At 59.3% G+C, this 20,101-nt stretch carries 23 protein-coding genes; 9 read left to right on the top strand and 14 right to left on the bottom strand.

Annotated features, from left to right (window positions below; genetic code table 11):
• Positions 1-356 precede the first annotated feature (356 nt).
• Together IPK17_RS01555 and IPK17_RS01550 are read left to right on the top strand one after the other, a co-directional pair.
• Positions 357-1,082, top strand: coding sequence for a hypothetical protein (locus IPK17_RS01555; protein WP_343415913.1), 726 nt, complete (start codon positions 357-359; stop codon positions 1,080-1,082).
• Complete coding sequence (locus IPK17_RS01550; protein WP_343415912.1) at positions 1,079-1,966, top strand: hypothetical protein; 888 nt, start codon at positions 1,079-1,081, stop codon at positions 1,964-1,966. Before IPK17_RS01555 ends, IPK17_RS01550 begins: the two co-directional genes overlap by 4 nt.
• Positions 1,967-2,220: 254 nt before the next feature.
• On the opposite strand, the gene IPK17_RS01545 is transcribed toward IPK17_RS01550, so the two are convergent.
• Positions 2,221-2,376, bottom strand: coding sequence for a hypothetical protein (locus tag IPK17_RS01545; protein WP_343415911.1), 156 nt, complete (start codon positions 2,374-2,376; stop codon positions 2,221-2,223).
• 104 nt (positions 2,377-2,480) lie between these two features.
• Here IPK17_RS01545 and IPK17_RS01540 point away from each other — a divergent pair, with 104 nt between their 5' ends.
• From IPK17_RS01540 to IPK17_RS01510, 7 genes are all read left to right on the top strand, one after another.
• On the top strand, positions 2,481-2,795 hold the full coding sequence (locus tag IPK17_RS01540; RefSeq protein ID WP_343415910.1) for a hypothetical protein: 315 nt from the start codon (positions 2,481-2,483) through the stop codon (positions 2,793-2,795).
• Positions 2,796-3,205: 410 nt separating this feature from the next.
• A complete protein-coding gene (locus tag IPK17_RS01535; RefSeq protein ID WP_343415909.1) occupies positions 3,206-3,442 on the top strand; it encodes a hypothetical protein in 237 nt (78 codons plus the stop codon).
• Positions 3,443-3,453: 11 nt separating this feature from the next.
• Positions 3,454-3,675, top strand: coding sequence for a hypothetical protein (locus IPK17_RS01530; RefSeq protein WP_343415908.1), 222 nt, complete (start codon positions 3,454-3,456; stop codon positions 3,673-3,675).
• 8 nt (positions 3,676-3,683) lie between these two features.
• Complete coding sequence (locus IPK17_RS01525; protein WP_343415907.1) at positions 3,684-4,097, top strand: hypothetical protein; 414 nt, start codon at positions 3,684-3,686, stop codon at positions 4,095-4,097.
• A gap of 52 nt (positions 4,098-4,149) precedes the next feature.
• A complete protein-coding gene (locus tag IPK17_RS01520) occupies positions 4,150-4,329 on the top strand; it encodes a hypothetical protein (protein ID WP_343415906.1) in 180 nt (59 codons plus the stop codon).
• A gap of 282 nt (positions 4,330-4,611) precedes the next feature.
• A complete protein-coding gene (locus IPK17_RS01515) occupies positions 4,612-5,151 on the top strand; it encodes a hypothetical protein (protein ID WP_343415905.1) in 540 nt (179 codons plus the stop codon).
• A 234-nt stretch (positions 5,152-5,385) separates the two neighbouring features.
• Positions 5,386-5,814, top strand: a complete 429-nt coding sequence (locus IPK17_RS01510; protein WP_343415904.1) for a GNAT family N-acetyltransferase — start codon at positions 5,386-5,388, stop codon at positions 5,812-5,814.
• Here the strand turns inward: IPK17_RS01510 and IPK17_RS01505 are convergent.
• The 13 genes from IPK17_RS01505 to IPK17_RS01450 form a co-directional block, all read right to left on the bottom strand.
• A complete protein-coding gene (locus IPK17_RS01505; protein ID WP_343415903.1) occupies positions 5,811-7,157 on the bottom strand; it encodes a CehA/McbA family metallohydrolase in 1,347 nt (448 codons plus the stop codon). The two genes, IPK17_RS01510 and IPK17_RS01505, sit on opposite strands and share 4 nt — an antisense overlap.
• A 148-nt stretch (positions 7,158-7,305) precedes the next feature.
• Complete coding sequence (locus tag IPK17_RS01500) at positions 7,306-8,535, bottom strand: WD40 repeat domain-containing protein (protein ID WP_343415902.1); 1,230 nt, start codon at positions 8,533-8,535, stop codon at positions 7,306-7,308.
• Between the two features lie 264 nt (positions 8,536-8,799).
• Positions 8,800-9,348, bottom strand: coding sequence for a hypothetical protein (locus IPK17_RS01495; protein ID WP_343415901.1), 549 nt, complete (start codon positions 9,346-9,348; stop codon positions 8,800-8,802).
• Complete coding sequence (locus IPK17_RS01490; protein ID WP_343415900.1) at positions 9,291-10,070, bottom strand: SH3 domain-containing protein; 780 nt, start codon at positions 10,068-10,070, stop codon at positions 9,291-9,293. Before IPK17_RS01490 ends, IPK17_RS01495 begins: the two co-directional genes overlap by 58 nt.
• A gap of 188 nt (positions 10,071-10,258) precedes the next feature.
• Positions 10,259-10,954 carry an aminoglycoside adenylyltransferase domain-containing protein gene (locus IPK17_RS01485; protein ID WP_343415899.1) on the bottom strand — a complete coding sequence of 232 codons (696 nt, stop codon included), beginning with the start codon at positions 10,952-10,954 and terminating at the stop codon, positions 10,259-10,261.
• Between the two features lie 23 nt (positions 10,955-10,977).
• On the bottom strand, positions 10,978-12,504 hold the full coding sequence (locus IPK17_RS01480; protein WP_343415898.1) for a glycoside hydrolase family 32 protein: 1,527 nt from the start codon (positions 12,502-12,504) through the stop codon (positions 10,978-10,980).
• Between the two features lie 80 nt (positions 12,505-12,584).
• The gene (locus tag IPK17_RS01475) at positions 12,585-13,442 is read right to left on the bottom strand and encodes a WD40/YVTN/BNR-like repeat-containing protein (RefSeq protein ID WP_343415897.1); all 858 of its coding nucleotides are present in this window, start codon (positions 13,440-13,442) and stop codon (positions 12,585-12,587) included.
• 10 nt (positions 13,443-13,452) lie between these two features.
• The gene (locus tag IPK17_RS01470) at positions 13,453-15,063 is read right to left on the bottom strand and encodes a TCP-1/cpn60 chaperonin family protein (RefSeq protein WP_343415896.1); all 1,611 of its coding nucleotides are present in this window, start codon (positions 15,061-15,063) and stop codon (positions 13,453-13,455) included.
• Between the two features lie 2 nt (positions 15,064-15,065).
• A complete protein-coding gene (locus IPK17_RS01465) occupies positions 15,066-15,959 on the bottom strand; it encodes a carbohydrate ABC transporter permease (protein ID WP_343415895.1) in 894 nt (297 codons plus the stop codon).
• 24 nt (positions 15,960-15,983) lie between these two features.
• Positions 15,984-16,943, bottom strand: a complete 960-nt coding sequence (locus IPK17_RS01460; protein WP_343415894.1) for a carbohydrate ABC transporter permease — start codon at positions 16,941-16,943, stop codon at positions 15,984-15,986.
• A gap of 70 nt (positions 16,944-17,013) precedes the next feature.
• Positions 17,014-18,411: a twin-arginine translocation signal domain-containing protein gene (locus IPK17_RS01455; protein ID WP_343415893.1), complete on the bottom strand. Its 1,398-nt coding sequence runs from the start codon at positions 18,409-18,411 to the stop codon at positions 17,014-17,016.
• Positions 18,412-18,513: 102 nt separating this feature from the next.
• Complete coding sequence (locus tag IPK17_RS40390) at positions 18,514-18,711, bottom strand: GH32 C-terminal domain-containing protein (RefSeq protein ID WP_350341611.1); 198 nt, start codon at positions 18,709-18,711, stop codon at positions 18,514-18,516.
• Complete coding sequence (locus tag IPK17_RS01450) at positions 18,635-19,936, bottom strand: glycoside hydrolase family 32 protein (RefSeq protein ID WP_343415892.1); 1,302 nt, start codon at positions 19,934-19,936, stop codon at positions 18,635-18,637. The genes IPK17_RS40390 and IPK17_RS01450 overlap by 77 nt, the downstream gene beginning before the upstream one ends.
• Positions 19,937-20,101 lie beyond the last annotated feature (165 nt).

The raw sequence follows: 20,101 nt of genomic DNA, 5'->3' as shown, positions 1-20,101 counted from the left end.
CGACTGAAACGCCTAGCCCAGCACCAACTGCTACCTTGGACGGTTGGAGCCTGACCGGCACTGCGATTGCAGTTAGTACAGCAACTATGACCGCCAGCCCAACACCAAGCCCAGATTATTGCTGGTTCCTAACGCCCAGCCCGACGCCCAGCGCTACACCAATCCAGGTTACGTTGGATGCTTGGAGCTTAACCGGCACCGCGGTTTATTTGGAGACTGGCACACCCAGCCCGACGCCCACGGCGACGCGTCCCAGCCCGCGCGCATGGTGCGATCTCCAGACGCCCACACTTACGCCATTTCCATTACTTTGGCGACGCGGTACGCCTGAAACAACCGATGAGGTTGGAGATTGGATGTACCTGGAGCAGCCAACGCTTCCTCCAACCAATCTGCCGACTGCTACCCCACTGCCACCGCTTCGGCTCAATACCGCTGCGCCTGTAGCCGCGCAGCCGCTCCAGCCCACGGTTGCACCGCCGCAGGTGCAGCCTACCTCAATGCCGCCTATCGTCATCAACACCGAGCCGCCGCAGATCATTATTGTCACGGCGACGTTCGCCCCGTCGGCAACACCAACGGAGACTTACACTGTCACGCCAAGCCCAACGTTTACCTACACGGCCACGGAAACAGCGACAGAAATTCCGACCGCTACGCCCACGGCCACATATACTGAGACGTTCACGCCGTCGCCGACTTGGACGCCCAGCGAGACGCCCAGCCTAACCCCCACGTTCACAGCCACGTTGCCGCCGGCACTGGTAGCAATTGGCGCAACGTGCATTGATCACTATCCATCGTTCGCCATTCAAAACTACGGCGCGCCGCTCCAGCTCGCGCTGTGGGAGATCCGCCAAGGCGAACTGATCGCCGCAAATGGGTTCTGGCAATACCCCGAGTTAGGTACAGGTGGGTTTGCGAACGCCAGCGCGCCGGCCTGGGTGAACGTGCCCGGGCTGTATCAGCTCATCATCTATCAGTCATGGGACGCGGTGACTCCCTATCTGACATCTGTTATTCAGTGCGACGCGCCCACCGCCACGCCCACGCAGACTCCCACTCCCGAGGCGACGCAATGAAGTACAGCCTGTCTTTCGCGCTCATTTTGTTTGCGCTGCTGATCGCCTCATGCGCGCCAGGGCCGGTCATCAGTGAAGACTGGTGCTATGTCTTCGACTTCACATCGGGGACAGAAGGCGTGAGTATTTCCGCCGGTACACAAACCAATGGCGTGGGAATTGTCACCAACGTCGACGGCTATCTCTCATTTAGCTACGTTCATGATCGTTTGGTTGCGCCAGCATTGGTCAGAGTCACGGTTGCGCGTGGCGCTGGCATCACTGGCGATATCGATGTCGCGTTCGTTGGGAACATCTTTGAGATTACCCAAGCTGGGGATTATCAGGTTGAAACGCTGCCCAACGCGCTGACAGAGGCTACGGTTGATCTGGCGCCGAATGATGCTGGGCTAGCTGGAACGCAGATGAATATTACCTTGGCGGCCCAGAACACGCTGGCGCTAAAGTCCGTTGAAATTCAGGGGTATGATCCGAATCCGTTTGCACCCGAAAATGATTGTGGCCAACCAACCCCTACGCCGACCAGTACACAATTCACCGTACCAACACTCCAACCAACAAGGACAACACTACCGACTGAGACGCCGCTGCCAACCGAAACACCGCTACCAACCGAGACGTTTACACCGTCCAACACGCCCGGCCCCAGCGCGACGCCCTCGGGCCCGTGGTGCTATCGTTTCGATTTCACAGCTTCAAATGGCGGTTTCACATTATCACCATCTACCTATGGCAACTATCTATCTGGTACAGGTTGGAGAACCAGTTGGGTTGCGATCAGTTCGGTTGCGTATCAGGTTCTAAGCATAACTAAAGCTGTAGCACACACAGTCAATCAAATTGAACTGGTTATCGATGCTGACATCCCGGACAGTTACTGCTAAAGCAGTTTACCTTAACAATAATGGGAGTAACTTCTATTTAACATCAACCGTAAGCGGCTTACATACTTACACATGGTCAGGGACTCAAAGTCTCGGAACGCTGACGGTTGGTATCCAAAACAATCCAGTTCCGACGTCTCCAACTTACTATAACACTTTCAATCAATCACATTTCGTGGTAATTCGGGTGGTGTTTCACCTTTTGGCGCGCATAATTGCGATCTTCCGACATCAACACCAACGACGCACGCGCCTCAATACGCGAACACCAACAGATACGCGTACTTCGACACCGCTGTGACCGCTTCAACATCTACACCATTTCCGCGCACATCAGGCCCTAGCCCGACGCCCACCCGCACGCCGCTAAACGCAGCCAGCCCGACGCCCACCACGCCACCGCCCACCATGAACGTGACACCTACCTATATCACGGCGACGGCTCTGACGCCGATTCCATCCCCCACCAAGTTCATGACGAGCACACCAGATCCCGCCGTGACGCCCGGTGCCGATGGGAAATCCCATCGGCGAGAATGACGGTGAATGGGCCATCTTGGACGCCATTGGTGGCTTCTTCAATTGGGTTCAGAATACCTTCCAAGAATTCATCAACTGGCTGAATCTGACTTTCCAGAACCTGATCGGCTCCATCCTCAAGATTTTTGCTTCGCTGCTGGCCATCATTAATTCGATTTTGGACGCGCTGCGCGAGCTGATCGACATCGTGCTGCTGGTCATTCAGATCGCGGTGCGACTCTTCACCCTCATCTTTGGGTGGATATTCCAGATCATCGGCTTAATCATTTCCTGCTTTCCGGCTTCTTGACCACAGCACCGGTACCAATCCCCGGCCTGCCCATGTGTGCCAGCGCGCCAATGAGTCATGACCTATGCGCGATCTGGTACATCCTTGATTACACGCTCCTTGCTCCCGGCACTCCTGGCGCTTATATCGTGCCCATTCTTGTTGTCGACGAGGTGATCTGGTCGATCATCTTTTTTGCCCGGCTGGTGATGAAGCTAGTCCGCAGAGGAGAAACCGTAACCGATGTGGCGTAATATCCTGTTCGCAGTTCTGCTTCAAGTGCTGCCACCGCCAACGGCGATCCCGACGATCACGCCGCTGCCTACCAGTCAATCGGTTGTGCCGCGCGTGATGTTTATAACTTTCTCGCTACGACAGCGGCCAACGTCAACAACCTGCCGGATGACATCAGCCGGCCCGGTGGTGTGCCGTTGCTGGCCAGCGCCAACACCAGTATCGTTTTTGGGTATGGCCGATGGCTGCTCTCCGGTTCGTCCATGTATGAGTTTCTTGGTCCGACCGTCGCGCCGCTCGGAACGTTCGTGCTAACTGTCTTCACCTTGCTGGTGATCATCACCAGTGTCTATTTCACTATCCGGGTGGCTGTGCTTATTTTCCGCGGTGTGGTGTGGCTCATCAGCCGTGCCCGCTCGTTACTGCCCATTTAGCGAGGTCAACAATGGCTGTGGTTATTCCGCCCACTCCTACGCCTATGCCCGCAGCGGTCGCGCCGCCGATCAATGTGCCGACATGGAACGTTTGGCAATTCGCAGACGATGCTGTCGGCGCGTGGAATCGCTTTGGCTCTACGCCCACGCAGGTGATCCAGGGTCTCCGCGATTGTCGTGCTAGTGCTGCTTTCCATGATCATCCTGTTTGTGTATGTCCGGTCACTGAGTAACGAAACCGATGATACGTAAACTGCATTCTATTCTCTGGCGTGTACTGCCACGCCAGCGCATCCCCAAGCTGCCCCGCGGATTGCTGAGCGGAGAGTATGCGCGGCTGTCACCCGATGAAGCCCGCGTGCTGGCCCGGCTGGGCGCGCGCGATCCGCGCGGCATTGCCGTCGCCATGAAGCGCTACAAGGTCGATAGCATTGATGAGCTGGTGAAGCTGCTGAAGCATCACGAGGTTGATCGCCAGTTTCGCCAGCGGCTGAGCGCGCTGATCTGTCGGATGACCAACAGCCACAACTTCGATCCCAACGCGCCCCAGATGCGCGAGCTGGGCCGCGAGCTGCGCGACCGCAACGACCTGCAGGTGATGGAGATGCGCCGCCGGGTGAGCACGCTGGTCAAAACGCTGGAGCGGTCAATATGAAGCGGCTGCTTATGCTCTGGGCGCGCGTCAGGAATTGTTTCGCGGGCGTCCGGTGCCAGCATGTGACCTGTCGTTCGTCGGGCCGTCCCCGTGTCCGATCAACTTGTTCATGGTGAGCGAGCGCGGCGCGGTCGCGCTGAATTACATGGCCTCATGGGTTGGTGGACTCAGCAGCCTGGCGTGCTCGCTGCTGTTTGCGTGGCAGATATTCAGCTTAGTGAAGGGTACGTGAAGAATGGGGGTAAGTCTCAAAACATTGCAGTCTGATCCGTATTTCGGGTGGGCTTTGCGCTTTAAGCCCAACTGGGGCTGGTTGATTGACCGTCTGGACTTTGCGCTCTTCACGGGGATGGTAGTTGCCCTTTGGGTACTACGTGCTCATCTGGTTGATTCAAACGCAACCAGAAGGCGCGAGGATCAGCGATGAGCTGGCCTTTGCATTGATCTTCACCATGCTGCCCGGCTTTACATGCTCGAGCGACTCACGGATTGGCGGCTGTCTGTGGTTGTTGAGATGCAGATTGGTGTCGCTGTACTGATTGGTGCGTACATTGGCGTGTACCAGTTGCCAGTTTTTGCCTCCATCGGTTGGCTTTGGTTCTTTGTCAAATTCTTCGGCGCAATCGTGCTGAGCAACGCCGTCATTCTAGGGATCACGGCGCTCTTCACATGGGCACTCACCAAGCTCGTGGAAGCTGATGATCGCAGAACGATGCAGGCGCTGCGCAAACGAGTCGAAGCCCGCGGCCTTACCTATGACGAGTTCACCTCAATGTTCGAAGTCACCGAGTCACCGCTGCAGCCGCGCGATCGCTGGGACGATGAATACTATGTCTTGTCGGATGCGCAGACCGGGGATTGGTTGCGCATGGCCTTCACTCCAACTACGGCTTGGCTTAAGGCAGAGAAAGAGTTGATCGCGCGCGTTGCTCCAAAGGAATACGTGGCGCGAATGCGGCGGGAACTAATGCTCGGTTGGGGAGCGGTGGTTGTGGCGCTCTCGTTCTGTATTGGGCTTGCGTATTTGATTGTCTGGGCTTTTGAAAGGGGGTGATACTCATGCGCAAGAAGAAAAGCGGCGGCAAGAAGAAGTCGAAGCGGTAATTCACTGATAGGTGGATCTGCTACAATCGATTTTGGTTTCGTGCTCGAAAGCGTCACGGGGCAGACTATCCGCAAAAGCGGTTAGCTGTGGAACAAGAGGTCGAGGGTTCAAGTCCCTTCTCCCACCCATTCTCAAAACGCTTCGTGCAGACGAGGCGTTTTTGTTTTCCGCACGGGGGCGAACATGACTGATTTCACGATACGGGCGGCGACCGCCGAGGATCAGGCGACCATTCGCCGTCTCATCCGGCAGGAACAGCTTGACCCCACCAGCACGCACTGGTCACGCTTCCTCGTGGCCGAGGTCGGCGGCCAGATCGTCGGCATTGGGCAAGTCAAAGAGTACCCCGGCTGTCAGGAACTGGGGAGCCTCATCACGTTGCGGGAGTATCGCGGCCTCGGTATTGCTGCCGCACTCATCGCTGCCCTTGAGGCGCGCGCACGCCGACCGCTGTATCTGCTGTGCGCCAGCAAAATGGAACCCTACTACCAGCGCTTTGGCTACCAGACGATTGGCTGGAAGGACGCGCCGACCGCGCTCAAAGTCAAACTTGCGCCGACCACCGTGTTGCGCCTGTTTGGCGTGCGCGTCCTGGTCATGCGCAAAGACTAGCGCCAGTCGGCAGCCGTGCCCCGGAAAATTGGATTCGTGGCCGCGAGTAAATCACCGTCGGCAGCCCTGATTTCTATCACATACCAGCGACCACTGATCCGCCGCCATGCTCGTTGACCTTCAGCGGGAATCCCTTGTTCGTCTGCGATCTGCCCGTCTTCGATCAAGCGCACTCGTGCGCCCATTTCCGCTTGTGACCACATCACCGTGATGTCAAGCACTTCACCTGCCAGCACATCGCCCATCATGGCCTGTGCACCGCGATCACTGGTCGCCGTGAATTCCAAACGTGGCCCCGCGCTGACATAGCTATGCCCCTGCCGAAGCCCCGCGTAAATTGCTTGTTCGCTCAACTCATCCGCATAGACCACATTGAAACCGGGGCGCGGATCAGTCAGCGGGGCATGCAGATCGGTGCCAACGGTGGCCGTCATCCGGTAGCCTTCGTTGAGCCATTGGTACCAGAGCGCCAGCGCGTGCTCATTCCTGCCCATACCGCCCCACGATTCGTTCCAGATTTCGATGTGTCGCGCGCTGCCGGGCTGCATGTCGGCGAACTGCCAGTCACAGCCTGTGCACCACGGGTCGCCGACGCTCGTCGGATGGGCGATCACATACAGCGCTCCGCCGTCGATGACGCGCCGCGCTAGTTCCGACATCGTCAAGCCCTCCAGACCCACACGCCATTCCTGCCATTCCCGCACCCCGAGTGCCAGCGCGTGCCCATAGTAAGTCGTGAGTTCGACGCCGCCCATCGTCAGGACATCATCGGTGGCGAGGCTGTCAAATTCGGCCAAACCCGAGGCCGTGTTATGGTCGGTCAGCGTCACAAAGTCGAGATGATAGTCACGGGCGAACTGCACCAACTCCGCGACTTCAAAGCGCGCGTCGGAGTGCAGCGAATGGGCGTGCAAATCACCGCGGTACCACCCACGACCCCGCGGTGTCGTGGGTGTCCGAGTGACGGCGACCGGAGCCTCGTCGGTTGGCGCAGCGCTCAACTCGACCTTGATCGAGTAGGTCATCACATCGGGTTCCAGCAGGCGATGCACATCGATCCACACGGTCCATTCCCCAGGGCGGATCGCTCTTGGCATGTAACCCGGCGAAGCCGTCGATTGCGTGAGCCGAATCGACTGATCGCCATTGTTGTGCCGTGTGCCGCGCGCCCCCGCCGGATCGAACAGGCTCAGACTGATCTGCGGCGGAACAACGGCTTGGCTCTCACATGTGTAGTCGAGCGTGATGCTGATCGCTGTCGTCCCGTCGGGAACGGCGAATGAGTGGGGAATGTGCGCTTTGTCGTGCTGGTGCTTCAGCGTGCCGTCGAACTGCCTGTGCATAGCTGCCTCGCTTTGGGGTGCCGCGACGGGTGATACAGCAGATGATAACAGGGGAATCCGCGAGTCTGAATTGGCAGTTTGCCGAACACGGGCATTGAACCGTCATGGCTCGCCCGATTCCGACGGACGAGCCGAACGCTCACTCTGCTTACGGGATTGGCCCAAAGCGCCACACGCGCAGCGTCCCATCCGCGCTAACCGACGCCATGCGCGTGCCGTCCGGGCTGTAAGCGATGCCGTTCACCGTGTTGGTGTGCGCACGCAGGGTCGCGGCAGTTTCGCCGGTAGTGACATCCCACACGCGAATCACGCTGGCGCTGACGCTCGGCAGGTTCTCATCGCCACCGGCTGTGGCTAACCGCGTGCCGTCGGGGTTGAACGTCAGCGTGTGGATCGGGTAATCAGCGCTGAACGTCTGCTGCGCGCTGATATTGGCGGGATCGGTGCTATCCCACAGCGTCACCTGTGTGTCGATGGCAACGGCGAGCGTCATTCCATCCGGGCTAAAGCTGACCAGCGCCGACGCCGCGGCGCTTTGACCGATTTCCGCGATGGTGGTGCCCGTCGCGTAGTCTACCAGCAGCAAACGACCAGTCGCTGTGCCCGCTGCCAGCAGTGCGCCGCCAAAATCCAATGATGTGATGGGTGAAGGCGCATCGATGCTGGTAAGCAACTCGCCGTTTGTTGCGTTCCATAAGTTGATTCGTGCCGATTCAGCGGGATCAGCGGCCAGGTTGGCTGAGGCGATCACGCTGCCATCCGGGCTGATGCTGACCGCGTTGACACGCGTGGTTAGTGCTTCGGTGCGCATCTCGATGAGTGCGCCGCTGGTGGGGTCGGCTGGCAGCAGGCCGAGCGCTCCGCCTGCTCCACCCGTCACGAGGTAGACGCCATTGGCGGCTGCCCACAAGTCGAGCGCCGTGACCGGCTGCGGAAACGTCAGTTCCGTGGGCGTGAGGTCCAAATCGTCAGGCTCGTACAGATAGATTGTGCCCGTCGCATCGCTCGTAGCTCCGGCGACCGCGATCCAGCTTGCCGTCGGTGACCATGCCAACGCCGGGTGATACTGCCCGCGCACCGCCGAGTACTCCCAGTTGCCCGGCGTGCGGGTGGCGCGACCCACAGGCGTTGGCTGCGGTTGGGCACGCTGTGACCCGCAAAATGTGACGGCGTTACTGTTGATAGCCGCGCGGTATTCGTAGATCTGACTGCCGAGCGTGAGGAAGATCGCAAACCCGCCTGTTTCGACTTGCGCATAGTCGACGCCCCGCAGAGGACAGCCCATGCTCGCATCGGGGAAGACGCGCTCCTCCCAGTACCAGTTGACCAGCGCTCCCAGTCGATAATTGGTTCCCAGGCGGGTGTTAAGGTCAGCCATGGCGATATCCACTTCCGGAGGGTAACTGTCTTGCGCCCTAATTGCTGTGACCACAAACAGCGTAAATGCGCACAATAGGGCGATCCAGCGGTGCTTCATTCAGCCAGCTCCTCTCACTGTTACAATTCATGTTTAGATTGCAGAATATTACACAGTTGGCTAAAAAGGCGAACGCCCCGTCAGTGCGGGGCGTTCGGAGCGTTGCTCTAGAATGGAGTGATGTGTATGACAGTTCACATTATACACCGGAGATGGCTAGTTGTCTTAGCCACCGCCCTGGCCATTGCCGTTCCCATTACCGCTGCCACCCTGACCCGGCGCATTGCAGCTGTTGCCGGGACAGTCCGTTTGACCGGGAGCGTTGCAGCTGTTGCCGGGGCAGTCCGTTTGACCGGGTGCATTGCAGCTGTTGCCGGGGCAGGGATCATTCTGGTTGCCATTGCCACCGCCTTGACTCGCTTCACTGCCGCCTGCTTGACTTGCCGGAGGTGGGGTGACCGGCTGCACGGGCGGAATTTCCCGTGGGAGCAGGGTCACCGGGAGGTTCGCGATTTCCTCGGGAGTGAGCGCGCGCGGTGGTTCCGGAACGGCATCCGGCAGACCGTCGGCACCAAGCGATACCAGCACTTCGGTTCCGGCGATAGCGGTTTGCGTCACGCCGAAGGTTTCGATATTGGCGTGGCCTTCGAGCATGGTGACGGTGAGGTCGCCGTCGGGTTGGGCGCGCACATAAGCTGTCGACCCGAGGCTGATTTTCACCTCGTTGATCCACACGCTGATCTCCGCCACGCCTTCCGGCGTTTGGACGAGCACACCGCTGTCCGGCACTTCGGAGCAGCGGTCGGGCTGGTCGTTTCGAGATAGAACGCCTGCATTGGGGCAAAGTAGGCATTGGACGCTGTGACCACGCGCAGCGCTTCCAGATCGCCATCCATCTGAAGCGCCGCTGCGGAGACCCACCCGGTCAGCCCGGTCGCCTCCTGTTTGATGTAGATCCACGAGTTGTCGGCCAGTCGCCCCTGTGCCAGCGCGGTCGCACTACTGCTCAGCGTGCCGAGGACGACCGCATCGCCGTTGGGCGCAAAGCGGATATTCACATTGCGGCGTCCCGCCACTGTCACCGGGAATTCGACAGGTACAGCGACCCGGTTTTCGACGGATACATCTCCGAAGAACAGCAGGGTGAGCGGTTCGAGCGGTTGATTGAGCTGCGGCACCGCCGCCACACGCATCAGTGACACCCCCCAGAGCTGATTACCGGTGTCGAGCGCGCTTAGGCGCAGTGACCGCAGATCCGACAATTCGACCATATCGCCCGCCTGTTCAAACGCGACGCTGTTGGCCGTAGAGAACAGCTCCGCTTCCAGGCTGGCATGGCCATAACAGGCGAAATTGGTTTCGGTGCCGTCGCAGGTTTCATGCGCCAGGTCGAGCGCGGTCGCAATGAATGCCGGGCACTCGCCTTCCTGCGTGAGGGCCGGGTAGAGCGCTGTGGTGAGCAGCAGTACGAACACCAAAAAGATCAGCCTACGCATAATCGATAGAACCTCATGATGACAAACTTGCTTACAGTGTACACCAGCATTGGCTTGGCGTTGACGTTAAGGTCTAGTCAGAAGGGCACGCATATTCATTATTGAAGAATCGCGCGAATGGATCGAATGTCGCAGGCTATGTGAAGATTACAGCGCGGGCATAGCTGCCGAACTGGCGCAGTTCCGCCTCATTCCACGTCGACAGCAGGCTCGATTTCAGCGGTATAGCTGTGGAGCGCTTGCTGGATGAGGGCGTGATATATGGCGGGGATGTGCTCAAGTGCCCATGCCGCGCCTTCGGCTTTGGAGACGATTAATTTGGCTTGGCGGTACGCCAGAACTCGGCATAAATTGAGCACACTGTATACGGGGTTATAAGCGAGATTGTCGAGAATGTCGGCGGCGTCGGCGCGGATCGATGCCCAGTAATCACCGTCGGGCACGTCCCCGAATACCGCTGCGATCGGTTCGCCAGACAAGCAGTGACCGCGCGCCTTGGTGATCGTGAAGTGCGCGGCAAGATCGGGATCGCGCGGATCCGCGCCATAGTCGACGTCGCCAGCCACAAAGCGCTCGTGCCAGTTTAATCCATAATGGAACTGAAACGGGGTGGGGTAGGTGAAATGCGCGGCGTGTTCGCGCAGCACGATGCTGAACTCCAGACCCTTGGTCGGCGCCTCGGCCGCGAGCTGCAGCGTCAGCGCGATCAATGCTTCGTGCGTTTCTGGCGTCAATGGGTGCTCGATCACCACCAACAAATCGACATCGCTGGTGCGGTAGTTGAAGCACCCCAGCACCAGCGAACCATGTAGGTAAATGCCGACCAGATTGCTCCCGAGCACGCGCTCAAAGCCCGCCACAAGGTGGCCGAGGAGTGACTGCACGGCGGCGGGATAGCTCGTTCACGTTATTCCGGCGCTGACCAGATGCTGTCCAGCGCGTAGACTTCGAGATGCTTCACGGTGATGTCGCCATTGTCTGCGAAGAACGACAGCCCATTCGCGGGCGGCTCGACGAACGTCTGCGCAGTCAGCGTAACCAGCCCGTCCTGCGCGAACACTTCGACTGATGACTCGTCGACGAAGATGTGCAGGCGCAGCGTGTCGCCGTTCAGTTCCAGCGGCGCGCCGAAGGCCGGGCTGAAACTGTAGATTGGTCCGGCGGAGGTAGTGTCTCCACGCCCGATCAGCAGGCTCGAACGCGCCGGACTATAGACGATGCGTGTGCCCGTCTCGTCGCTCCGCTGGACTTTCAACCCCCAGCGTTCGGCACTGCTCGGTTCGATCTCTGCGATGATTTCCAGCGTGCGTCCGGCCACCCCGTCGATGACTTGTTCGGTGCTGGAAATGGTCAAATCATCCCAGGTGCCCAACGGCGTGCGCAGACTTTCGAGCGCGGCGACCGGGGCTTGTGCCAGTCGCACGCCTTCCGCGGTGTTAACCAGCCGCAGAGTGCGCGGTAGGGTGGTCGCGCCGCGCCACGTTGAGGTCGGAATGTTGTTGGCATAGGTCCAGTTGTTCAGCCAGCCGATGTAAATCCGCTCGCCGTTTGGTTCATCGTTCCAAGTCGTCCCGGCGTAATTGTCCGCGCCGTAATCCAGCCACAGCGTTGTCCCGGTCGGGTTGTCATTGGTGAACGTGGATCCGTCAAAGTCGCCAATGAAATACTGTATCCCGCTGCCGCCCGCCGGGGCATACGCGCCCACGCTGACCAGCAGCACCCATTTCGTCTCACCGTCGATATCCAGTGGGAAGATGTCCGGCACTTCCCACGTTGCGACGATATGTCCGGCGGCGAAACTGCTGGCGAACGTCCAATCCAGTAGATTGGGCGATGTATAGAACTGCGCTTCACGTCCGGCGGCGATCACCATCACCCATTGGCCGCTTTCCTCGTGCCAGAAGACTTTGGGATCGCGGAAATCGGGTGTCGCCAGTGCGGGCATAATGGGGTTGCCCGCGTACTTCGTCCAGGTGCGCCCGCGGTCAGTGCTGTAAGCGACGCCCTGCGTCTGCGTGTTGTACGAGTAAATGGCGACCATCGCGTTCGCACCGAAACCTGCCGTATTGTTCACATCGATGACCGCGCTGCCGGAGAAGATCGTGCCGTTGTCGTCCGGTTCCAGCGCGATGGGCAGGTTTTCCCAGTGGACGAGATCCGTCGAGACGGCATGACCCCAATGCATCGGCCCCCAGATAACGTCGTACGGGTGGTACTGGTAGAACAGGTGATACTCACCGTCGAAGTACACCAGCCCATTCGGGTCATTCATCCACTTTTCGGGCGGGCTGAAGTGATACTGCGGACGGAACGTTTCTTGGTACACGGGAACGCTCGTTTGCATCGCGAACAATCCGATAATTGAAATGACGAGGACGATGACCGGGCCGAACATGAGCAGCCAGATTTTGGACATGTCAATTCGGGCAGCCATCTGCCCTCTCTCCTGCTTGCGTGGGAGAGGTGAGTGTTTCAAACGCCCACGCTGGCTCCCGGTTTAATTTTGGGACCACATCATGGAGTAACGCGGGTAATTGCTCCATCTGACCACCCGACGAACACGTTCTCTCCGTCGGGAAGCAGGCTCAAAGCCGACTCGGTGGTCGCGAAGTGGTGCTCGCTCCATGATTGGCCACCGTCGGTCGAATGCCAGAGTTGGTCAGGCAGCAGCACGTTCAGGGCCGCGCTGACGTCCAGCGTTTGCACGGAACCACTCGCCTTGATTTGCGTCCACACAGCGCCGCCATCGGTCGAAGCGTACAGGCCATGGTCTTCCGTCCCGGCGTAGATCGTCCCGTTCGCGCTGACGCCGAGCGCCAGCACCGGGGCTACATCCATGGGGAAGAGTAGTTCGCGCCAGCCGCGACCGCCGTTGCTGCTGCGGAAGATGCCGCTCTCCGTGCCCACATAGACGGTGTGATCCTGCGCATAGTGGGGGGAGAGCGCCAGCGCATACACATTGAGATCGAGCAAGCTGAAGTTCCAAGGCACCCACGAAGCGCCGCGATCCGTCGAGACGAACACGCCGTCTTCAGCCGTACCCGCAAGCACCGTGCCATCTTCGGTGAAGTTTGGCGAGACCGCCAGCGCGACGACGAGCGGCGGCGGCGTGACTAATCCGCTGATGTGCCACGTGTCGCCCGCGTCCTCTGAGCGCAGGACCGCGCCTTTCGTGCCGACGAATACGGTTTGGTCAAGCGCGGCGACCGCCGTTGCCGCGAGGCCCTCATCCAGTTTTGCGAAGGTATTCTGCCACGTCGCGCCGCCATCTACCGACCGGTAGAGGCCGGACGTCCGTGCCGCGTAGAGGGTCGCGCCGGAGCGTGCTAATCCAGTTACTGCGTCAGTGGTGAGATTCACTTGCAGGGTCATCCCGGTTCGCCTACCATTTCTGGTGGGACAGATGCACCACCGAGTCGATGGTGAGCGCCAGCGCCGCCGTGCTGATCGCATTGCGCAGACCCGCCTTGAGTACGGACATGCTGTCTACGATGCCTGCCGTCCGCGCGTCGACGACCTTGTCGGTCATCACGTCATAGGCGGCGTTGACATCCGCATACAGCAGGCGCCCCATAATGTCACCGGGGTCACAGCCCGCATTCTGGAAGATGGTGCGCGCTGGGGCTTCAAGTGCTTCGATCAACACGCGGTAAGCCGCGCGTTCGTCCGCGTCCGCTCCAATCTGGCCCGCCAGCACCTGACGACAGTTCAGCAGCGCTATCCCGCCGCCGGGCACGACGCCTTCTTCCAGCGCCGCGCGCATCGCGAGTGCTGTGCGTTCGGCCAGCGCCTTGCGCATCTTGATTTCCGGTTCGGAGTAGCCGCCGAGCCACAGCGTGAGCGATCCACCGAGCAGCGCGCCGATCCGGTCGTGGAGCTTCTTGCGCTCATCCACGTCTAACACCTTACGCGCGCGGGCTTTCAACTTCAGCACATGGGTGCGCAGCTTGCGTGGATCGCCGCGCCCGCCAACGAACCCGAACTCGTGGGTGCTCGCCCAGAAGCGCCGCACCTTGCCGAAGTCACGCGCGCTGACGTTCTCGAATGTCGCTCCGATGACGGCCAGAATCGGCGTTGCGCCCGTCATAAGACTCAAATCGTCCAGCGCCGCCACGCGATCATCCGCGTTCAGACCCGGCAGCTTGACCGCGATCACTGGGAACCGATTGAGCCGGTTGTGCGCGTGCAGCAGCGAGACAGCTTTCTCCGATAAGTCACGGGCGACGATCACCAATGCGCTGACATTCGCGGAGTTCGCCGCCTGTAATACGGGGAACAACGTCTGATACTCGGTAACCGTGTGGTCACACAGGAAGATCGCCGCGTTTTCGAGGCGCAGCGTCGCTTCCGCATCTTCCGGCAGCAGCGACCGCGCCACCGCGCCCGCGTAGAAATGGCTGCCTTCGACATATTCTTTCAGCAGGCGGCGGCCATAGCCTTCGCGCAGCGCCAAGCGCCCGTACTCACCCAGCAGGTCGAAGCTTTCACCCATGAAATCCGCGAGTTCGGCGTCATGACACAGCGAGTGCGCCATGTTCGTGAGTGCGGCGCGGCCTTCCAGCGGAAAGGTCATGGCGTCGATGGCGTCGAGCAGGTGGGGCAAAGCGTGTTCCAGATGCTTCCGGAACTGCATAGCATTCCCTCCGGCGGCGATATACTTCAGCCCGCCGTTGAAGATCGCCTCGAACAGCACCGCGGTTGTCGCCGTGCCGTCCCCAAGCCGCTCATGCTGGCGGATGAGCATCGAGCGCACCAACATCGCGCCGACATCCGCGTCCCGGTCTTGCAGTTCGATGATGCGCCGCGCGATGACGCCCGCATCTTCGATGAATTCCGGGAGGGGCTTGGTATCGTACAAGTGATCGATGACAACGCCGCCCCCCAATGGTCCAAGGGTCGGGCGGATGGCGCTCACCATCTGGTGAATGCCGCGCTGCAAACAGTGATGCACCTGCGGTTGAAACAGAACTCCCGGTTTCTGCTTACCTTTCATAATTAGCCCTTAACGCCGCCCATCATCAACCCCTCGACGAGATACCGCTGTCCGAGGATGTAGATGATGATCACGGGGATGGTCGAGAGCACGATACCCGCCAATACGACCGAGATACTGCCCGTCGCCATGTACCCTTGCAAGTCGACGATGCCGAGCGTAATCGGGAATCGTTCTTTCGTGCTCATGAAGATCAGCGGCGTGAAATAGTCATTCCATTTGGCGTTGAACGTCAGCACGGCGAGGATCGCCATGCCCGGCGACGCCAGCGGGAAGTAAATCTTGGTGAAGATCTGCCACTGGTTTGCGCCTTCGACCAGCGCCGCCTCTTCAAAGTCATCGGGGATGCCCATGAAGTATTGGCGCAGCAGGAACGTGCCGAACGCGGTCGCCAGACCGGGGAAGATCAGCGCGCCGAGCGTGTCGTTCAGGTGCAGCACGCGCGAAATCACGATGAACACCGGGATAATCGTCGCCTGACCGGGAATCATCATCGTCGCCAGCACGATCCAGAACAGGATGTTGCGCCCGGGAAATTTCAAGCGCCCGAACGCGTACCCCGCTAGCGAGGCGGTGAGCAACTGCCCGAAGACGACTGAAAGCGTGATGAAGAAGCTGTTCGCCATCTGCTGCCAGAAGGGAATCTCTTCAAACACGCGGTTGTAGTTGGTGAAATCCATGTCCACCGGAATCCATTCCGGCGGCAGGTTGAACGATTGCGCGGGCGTGCGCAGCGATGTCGACACGACCCACAGGAACGGCATGAGTGTGAGCATCGCGATGAAGAGCAGGAATGCCCACGACAGCACGCGCCCCAGTCGTTTTTGATACCATGCCAAGTTCCGCCGTGAGGCTGGGCGCTGCGCTGACGCCGACATGACATTAGTCGAAGCCATAATATTGTTCGCTCCTATTCCTCGTTAGCGGTAGAAAACCCACTTCTTGCTGAGATAGAACTGCATGCCCGTCACGCCGAGGATGACGATGAACAGCGACAGCGCGATAGCCGAGGCATATCCGAATTCCAGATTGCCGAAACCGGATTCGTACATCAGCATCACGACGGTGCGGCTCGCGTCACCGGGGCCACCGCGCGTCATGATGAACGGTTCGTCGAAGAACTGGAGCATCTTGATGATGTCGGTCACCGTCGCAAACAGAATTGTCGGGCTGAGCAGCGGCAGCACAATGCGGAGGATGCGCCGCAGTCCGCTCGCGCCATCGACTTCTGCCGCTTCCAGAACTTCGGTCGGCAGGTTGGCGATGCCGCCGAGATAGATGATGAACGTGAAGCCGAGGTTACGCCACACCGTGGTCAGCGAAATGGCGATCAACACCACGTCGCTGGAAGTCAGCCATTTGATTTTGTCGATGCCGAAGAAGCCGAGGTAGTAGTTGATGACGCCAAAATCATAGTGGAACAGGTAACCGAGCGTGACGGCGGTCGCCGCGCCGGAGAGCAGCACCGGGAGAAAATACGCGGTGCGGAAGAAGGTCGACAGGAAACGGTTGCCGATCTTATGCACCAGCATCGCCAGTGTGAAGGCCAGCACTTCCAGCAAGCTGACCGTCATCAAGACGAGGATGGCCGTGTTGCGGTAACCCACGAGTACCCGCGCATCGGCAAACAGACGTTCAAAATTGTCAAAACCAATAAATTCCGGGGCTCTAAAAACATTCCATTTATAGAAACTCAGTGCCAGCGAGCCGATCATCGGGCCAATGATGAAAACGATCAAACCGATGATCGTCGGCAGCAAAAACAGATAGCCGAGGATCGCACGCTGGCGCTTGATGCCGCTCAACGTGTCTGCCGCCAACCAACGCCCGATGAAGTTGCGGCGTGGCGGTTCAGAATATGCTGCGGTTTTGGAAACCATACCCCACCTCGAAATAATTAGGCTGGGGGACTCACACGAGTCCCCCAACAGTTACTGGAGTTGTAAACGCCTAGGCGTTGCGCGCGTACAGGGCTTCGAGTTCCGCCTGCATGCCATCCAGCGCCGCCTGCGGGGTCATTTCGCCGCTGGTCGCGAGGCTGGTGAAGCGGGTGTAGATGTTGGTCATTTCAATCGAGAAGACCGGGGCCGGAATCGGCGCGGTGTCCGGGCGCTGATCCAGCGCATCATAGAACACGTGCCAGTTTTCCATACCCGTCTGCCCCCAGTATTCGGCGGTGTTCATCGAACGGCGCACGGGCGTCGTCGAGGCATTCGCCATCCACGGGATCATGAGCATGACTTCGGTCTGGCTGTTGAACTTGACGAATTCCCAGGCCTGATCTTCGCCACCGCCGCCGTTGAGGATCCACGCGCCGCCCGTGCCAAACTGGTGCCGCTGCGACTTCCACATCGGCCAGTACTGGACATCAAACGAACCGGGTTCCATGCCGGCATTGTTCAGCGAACCAGCCCAGAAGCCGCCCGCGATCGTCATGGCGAGCTTGTTGCTGGTGAAGAAACCTTGCAGACGATCGCCGCCGCCAATTTCCACCTGCGGTGTCAAGCCGTCATTGGTCAGGCCGACGACGAATTCGAGGGCTTCGACCATCGCCGGGTTATTCGCCTGCGGGGCCGGCCAGCGCCAGCCACCACCACGGCCTTCAGCCAGCGGTTGGTCAGCATAGAAGGTCGACCAGATCGCTTCGCCACCGGGCGCGCGTTCTTCGGTCAGCAGGTTGGTGTCATTGACGAAGAACCACGGCGTCCAGCTGCCCCACAGACGATTCGTCCAGCCGAAGCCGAAGCTGTCGCCGTCCGGGCCAATGCCGGTGGTCGCCTGCGCGATGGCGAGGAAATCATCCTTCGTCCAGTCTTCGCCGGGGACTTCGAAGCCCGCTTCTTCAAGCAGGGATTTGTTGAAATAAATGTGCGCGGCGTTGAAGTCACGCGGAAGCTGGTACAGGTCGCCTTCGTACATCATGCCTTCGATCAGCGTCGGGCTGACGTCCGCGAAGTATTCGGCCATTTCGTCGGCATCGGCCAGCGCGCGTTCGGTCAGCGGCATCGCCAGACCTTCACCGGCGTACAACTGGGTCGCTTCCGTCGCCGCATAGCCGATGTTCACCGGCGTGCCAGCGGCGAGCTGCGCCAGAATCTTGCTGGCGATTTCGGCGTGGTCGACGCCGGTGACATTGACGAATTCGATGGTGACGTTCGGGAATAGCTCATTGAACGCGGCCACGACGGCGGCGTAATCGTCGGCATTTTCCTGGAAACGCAGGGTGACGGCATCTTGGCCAGCGGGGCGGGCGAAGACCTTAACCAGCGGCGCGGCGGCGACGCCAGCAGCGGCGGCGCTCACGCCAATCATCTTGAGCAAATCACGACGGCTAATCTTCTCAGCCATTATTGGATCTCCTTAAATAAGAAAAACGACTAGAGGCAAAGCTTCACGATATGAGCGTCGACGTCCCAATGTTTTCCTTTTTTTGATCTCCCAAGACTTAGTTCACTGGCTCAATTGCCAGATTGACGGCATTTCCCACACATCCACTGCGCCGCTGCCCGTGAGCTGCACCGAACAATCTCCGACACCGCTTGCGTAGATGCGGTGCGTGCTGCTTGTGACCTCATCGGCGATAATTTCGACCACCGAACCGTCGACCAGCACACGCAGATTGAGTGTTGTACCGGCGCTGTGCGGCATTTGTTTGACTTTTGTGATCGGCGCGCTGTCGGCGCCGCGCACTGTCTGCGTGAATGATTAACTGCTGCGCCGCTGCGTTATAGCGAATCTCGATCTGTTCCTCCGTAACCGACGAGTACACGAAGCTGAGACCGCTGTTTCCGTCCGCGGCGATCTGCGCCTCAATGTCCACCGCTGCGGCGCTCACGTTTAGACTGCCTGCCGCGGTCAACTGCTGGTGATGACCGCGAATCGCCTTCAGTTCAGGGACGGGAGTCATGTGCAGGCGGTGCTGCGCATCGAGCGTCAGCACGCGCGGGATCGACTGCACGCCGGACCATCCGGCGCGGGTCATCTCAGCACCTGTCCGATCTTCGCGCAGCCAGCCGAAGAGCACGCGGCGGTTCTGATCATCCAACGTCGAAAGGGGAGCGTATAACACTGCATGATCTAGTACGCCCCGATAGACGGGCGTGAACTGCTGGTTTTCGTAGCTGCCCACAACATAGATCACGGTGCCGGTGGCACGGCCGTCGTGCATGGAGATGATCAGTACCCATTCATCGCCTAACTTGAAGAAATTGGGGCATTCCCAGATGACGCCGTCTTGCTTGATATCGCCGGTGAGTATGGGATGCAGAAATTCCCAGTGGAGCAGATCCGCTGAGCGATAGAGGAAGATCACGCCGCCGACGTCTTGAATGCGCGAGCCGACCACCATATACCACGTGTCGCCCTCTTTCCATACGAACGGATCGCGGAAGTCGCGCGTCTGGCCCGCTTCTGCCGGTACGTCGCGCATCACCGGGTTACTCGGATGTTTCGTCCATGTGATCAGACTGTCGGCGCTGGTCGCAATGGCTTGAGTTTGCACGGTGCACTGTTCAGCCGTCGCCGTGTAGAAGATCGTCGGCACGCCGTTGTTATTCACCATGCAGCCGGAGAAGATCCCCGCTTCATCGTACGAACCTGGCGTGGGGGCGATGGCAATTGGCAGGTCGGTCCAGTGAATGAGGTCGGTGCTGACGGCGTGACCCCAATGCATGTTGCCCCAGGTCGCGCCAAACGGGTTGTATTGGTAGAAGAGGTGGTATTGACCTGCCCACTGAATGAAGCCATTCGGGTCATTCATCCAGTTGGACGGCGGCAAGAAATGATACCGGGGGCGGTGGATATCAGTCGCCAGTTGCTGGCGCTTGGCCGCAGCTTGATCAACAAAAGAACGCGCAATATCTGTCAAGATCATCTCACCAATCTATGTTGTGGGATCGATCCCAAATACAATTTCTATAAAAATCGACCGACCGGAACCATCTATTCCCATCGATCATCGGTTTAATTCGCGCCAGCAATCAGCTATACTGTTTGCGTGGGATCGATCACATGCACACGACAATAACACAAGTTTGTG

The sequence above is a fragment of the Candidatus Flexifilum breve genome (assembly GCF_016713355.1).
The sequence above is the reverse complement of the archived record's forward strand: the minus strand, read 5'-3'. Positions and strand labels throughout refer to the sequence as shown.

Excerpts from the sequence above, each read along its gene's own strand:
- IPK17_RS01555 (WP_343415913.1), top strand. The coding sequence starts at position 357 with ATGTACCTGGAGCAGCCAACGCTTCCTCCAACCAATCTGCCGACTGCT.
- IPK17_RS01550 (WP_343415912.1), top strand. The coding sequence starts at position 1,079 with ATGAAGTACAGCCTGTCTTTCGCGCTCATTTTGTTTGCGCTGCTGATC.
- IPK17_RS01545 (WP_343415911.1), bottom strand. The coding sequence starts at position 2,376 with ATGGTGGGCGGTGGCGTGGTGGGCGTCGGGCTGGCTGCGTTTAGCGGC.
- IPK17_RS01540 (WP_343415910.1), top strand. The coding sequence starts at position 2,481 with ATGGGAAATCCCATCGGCGAGAATGACGGTGAATGGGCCATCTTGGAC.
- IPK17_RS01530 (WP_343415908.1), top strand. The coding sequence starts at position 3,454 with ATGGCTGTGGTTATTCCGCCCACTCCTACGCCTATGCCCGCAGCGGTC.
- IPK17_RS01525 (WP_343415907.1), top strand. The coding sequence starts at position 3,684 with ATGATACGTAAACTGCATTCTATTCTCTGGCGTGTACTGCCACGCCAG.
- IPK17_RS01515 (WP_343415905.1), top strand. The coding sequence starts at position 4,612 with ATGCAGATTGGTGTCGCTGTACTGATTGGTGCGTACATTGGCGTGTAC.
- IPK17_RS01510 (WP_343415904.1), top strand. The coding sequence starts at position 5,386 with ATGACTGATTTCACGATACGGGCGGCGACCGCCGAGGATCAGGCGACC.
- IPK17_RS01505 (WP_343415903.1), bottom strand. The coding sequence starts at position 7,157 with ATGCACAGGCAGTTCGACGGCACGCTGAAGCACCAGCACGACAAAGCG.
- IPK17_RS01500 (WP_343415902.1), bottom strand. The coding sequence starts at position 8,535 with ATGGCTGACCTTAACACCCGCCTGGGAACCAATTATCGACTGGGAGCG.
- IPK17_RS01490 (WP_343415900.1), bottom strand. The coding sequence starts at position 10,070 with ATGCGTAGGCTGATCTTTTTGGTGTTCGTACTGCTGCTCACCACAGCG.
- IPK17_RS01480 (WP_343415898.1), bottom strand. The coding sequence starts at position 12,504 with ATGGCTGCCCGAATTGACATGTCCAAAATCTGGCTGCTCATGTTCGGC.
- IPK17_RS01475 (WP_343415897.1), bottom strand. The coding sequence starts at position 13,442 with ATGACCCTGCAAGTGAATCTCACCACTGACGCAGTAACTGGATTAGCA.
- IPK17_RS01470 (WP_343415896.1), bottom strand. The coding sequence starts at position 15,063 with ATGAAAGGTAAGCAGAAACCGGGAGTTCTGTTTCAACCGCAGGTGCAT.
- IPK17_RS01465 (WP_343415895.1), bottom strand. The coding sequence starts at position 15,959 with ATGGCTTCGACTAATGTCATGTCGGCGTCAGCGCAGCGCCCAGCCTCA.
- IPK17_RS01460 (WP_343415894.1), bottom strand. The coding sequence starts at position 16,943 with ATGGTTTCCAAAACCGCAGCATATTCTGAACCGCCACGCCGCAACTTC.
- IPK17_RS01455 (WP_343415893.1), bottom strand. The coding sequence starts at position 18,411 with ATGGCTGAGAAGATTAGCCGTCGTGATTTGCTCAAGATGATTGGCGTG.
- IPK17_RS40390 (WP_350341611.1), bottom strand. The coding sequence starts at position 18,711 with ATGCCGCACAGCGCCGGTACAACACTCAATCTGCGTGTGCTGGTCGAC.
- IPK17_RS01450 (WP_343415892.1), bottom strand. The coding sequence starts at position 19,936 with ATGATCTTGACAGATATTGCGCGTTCTTTTGTTGATCAAGCTGCGGCC.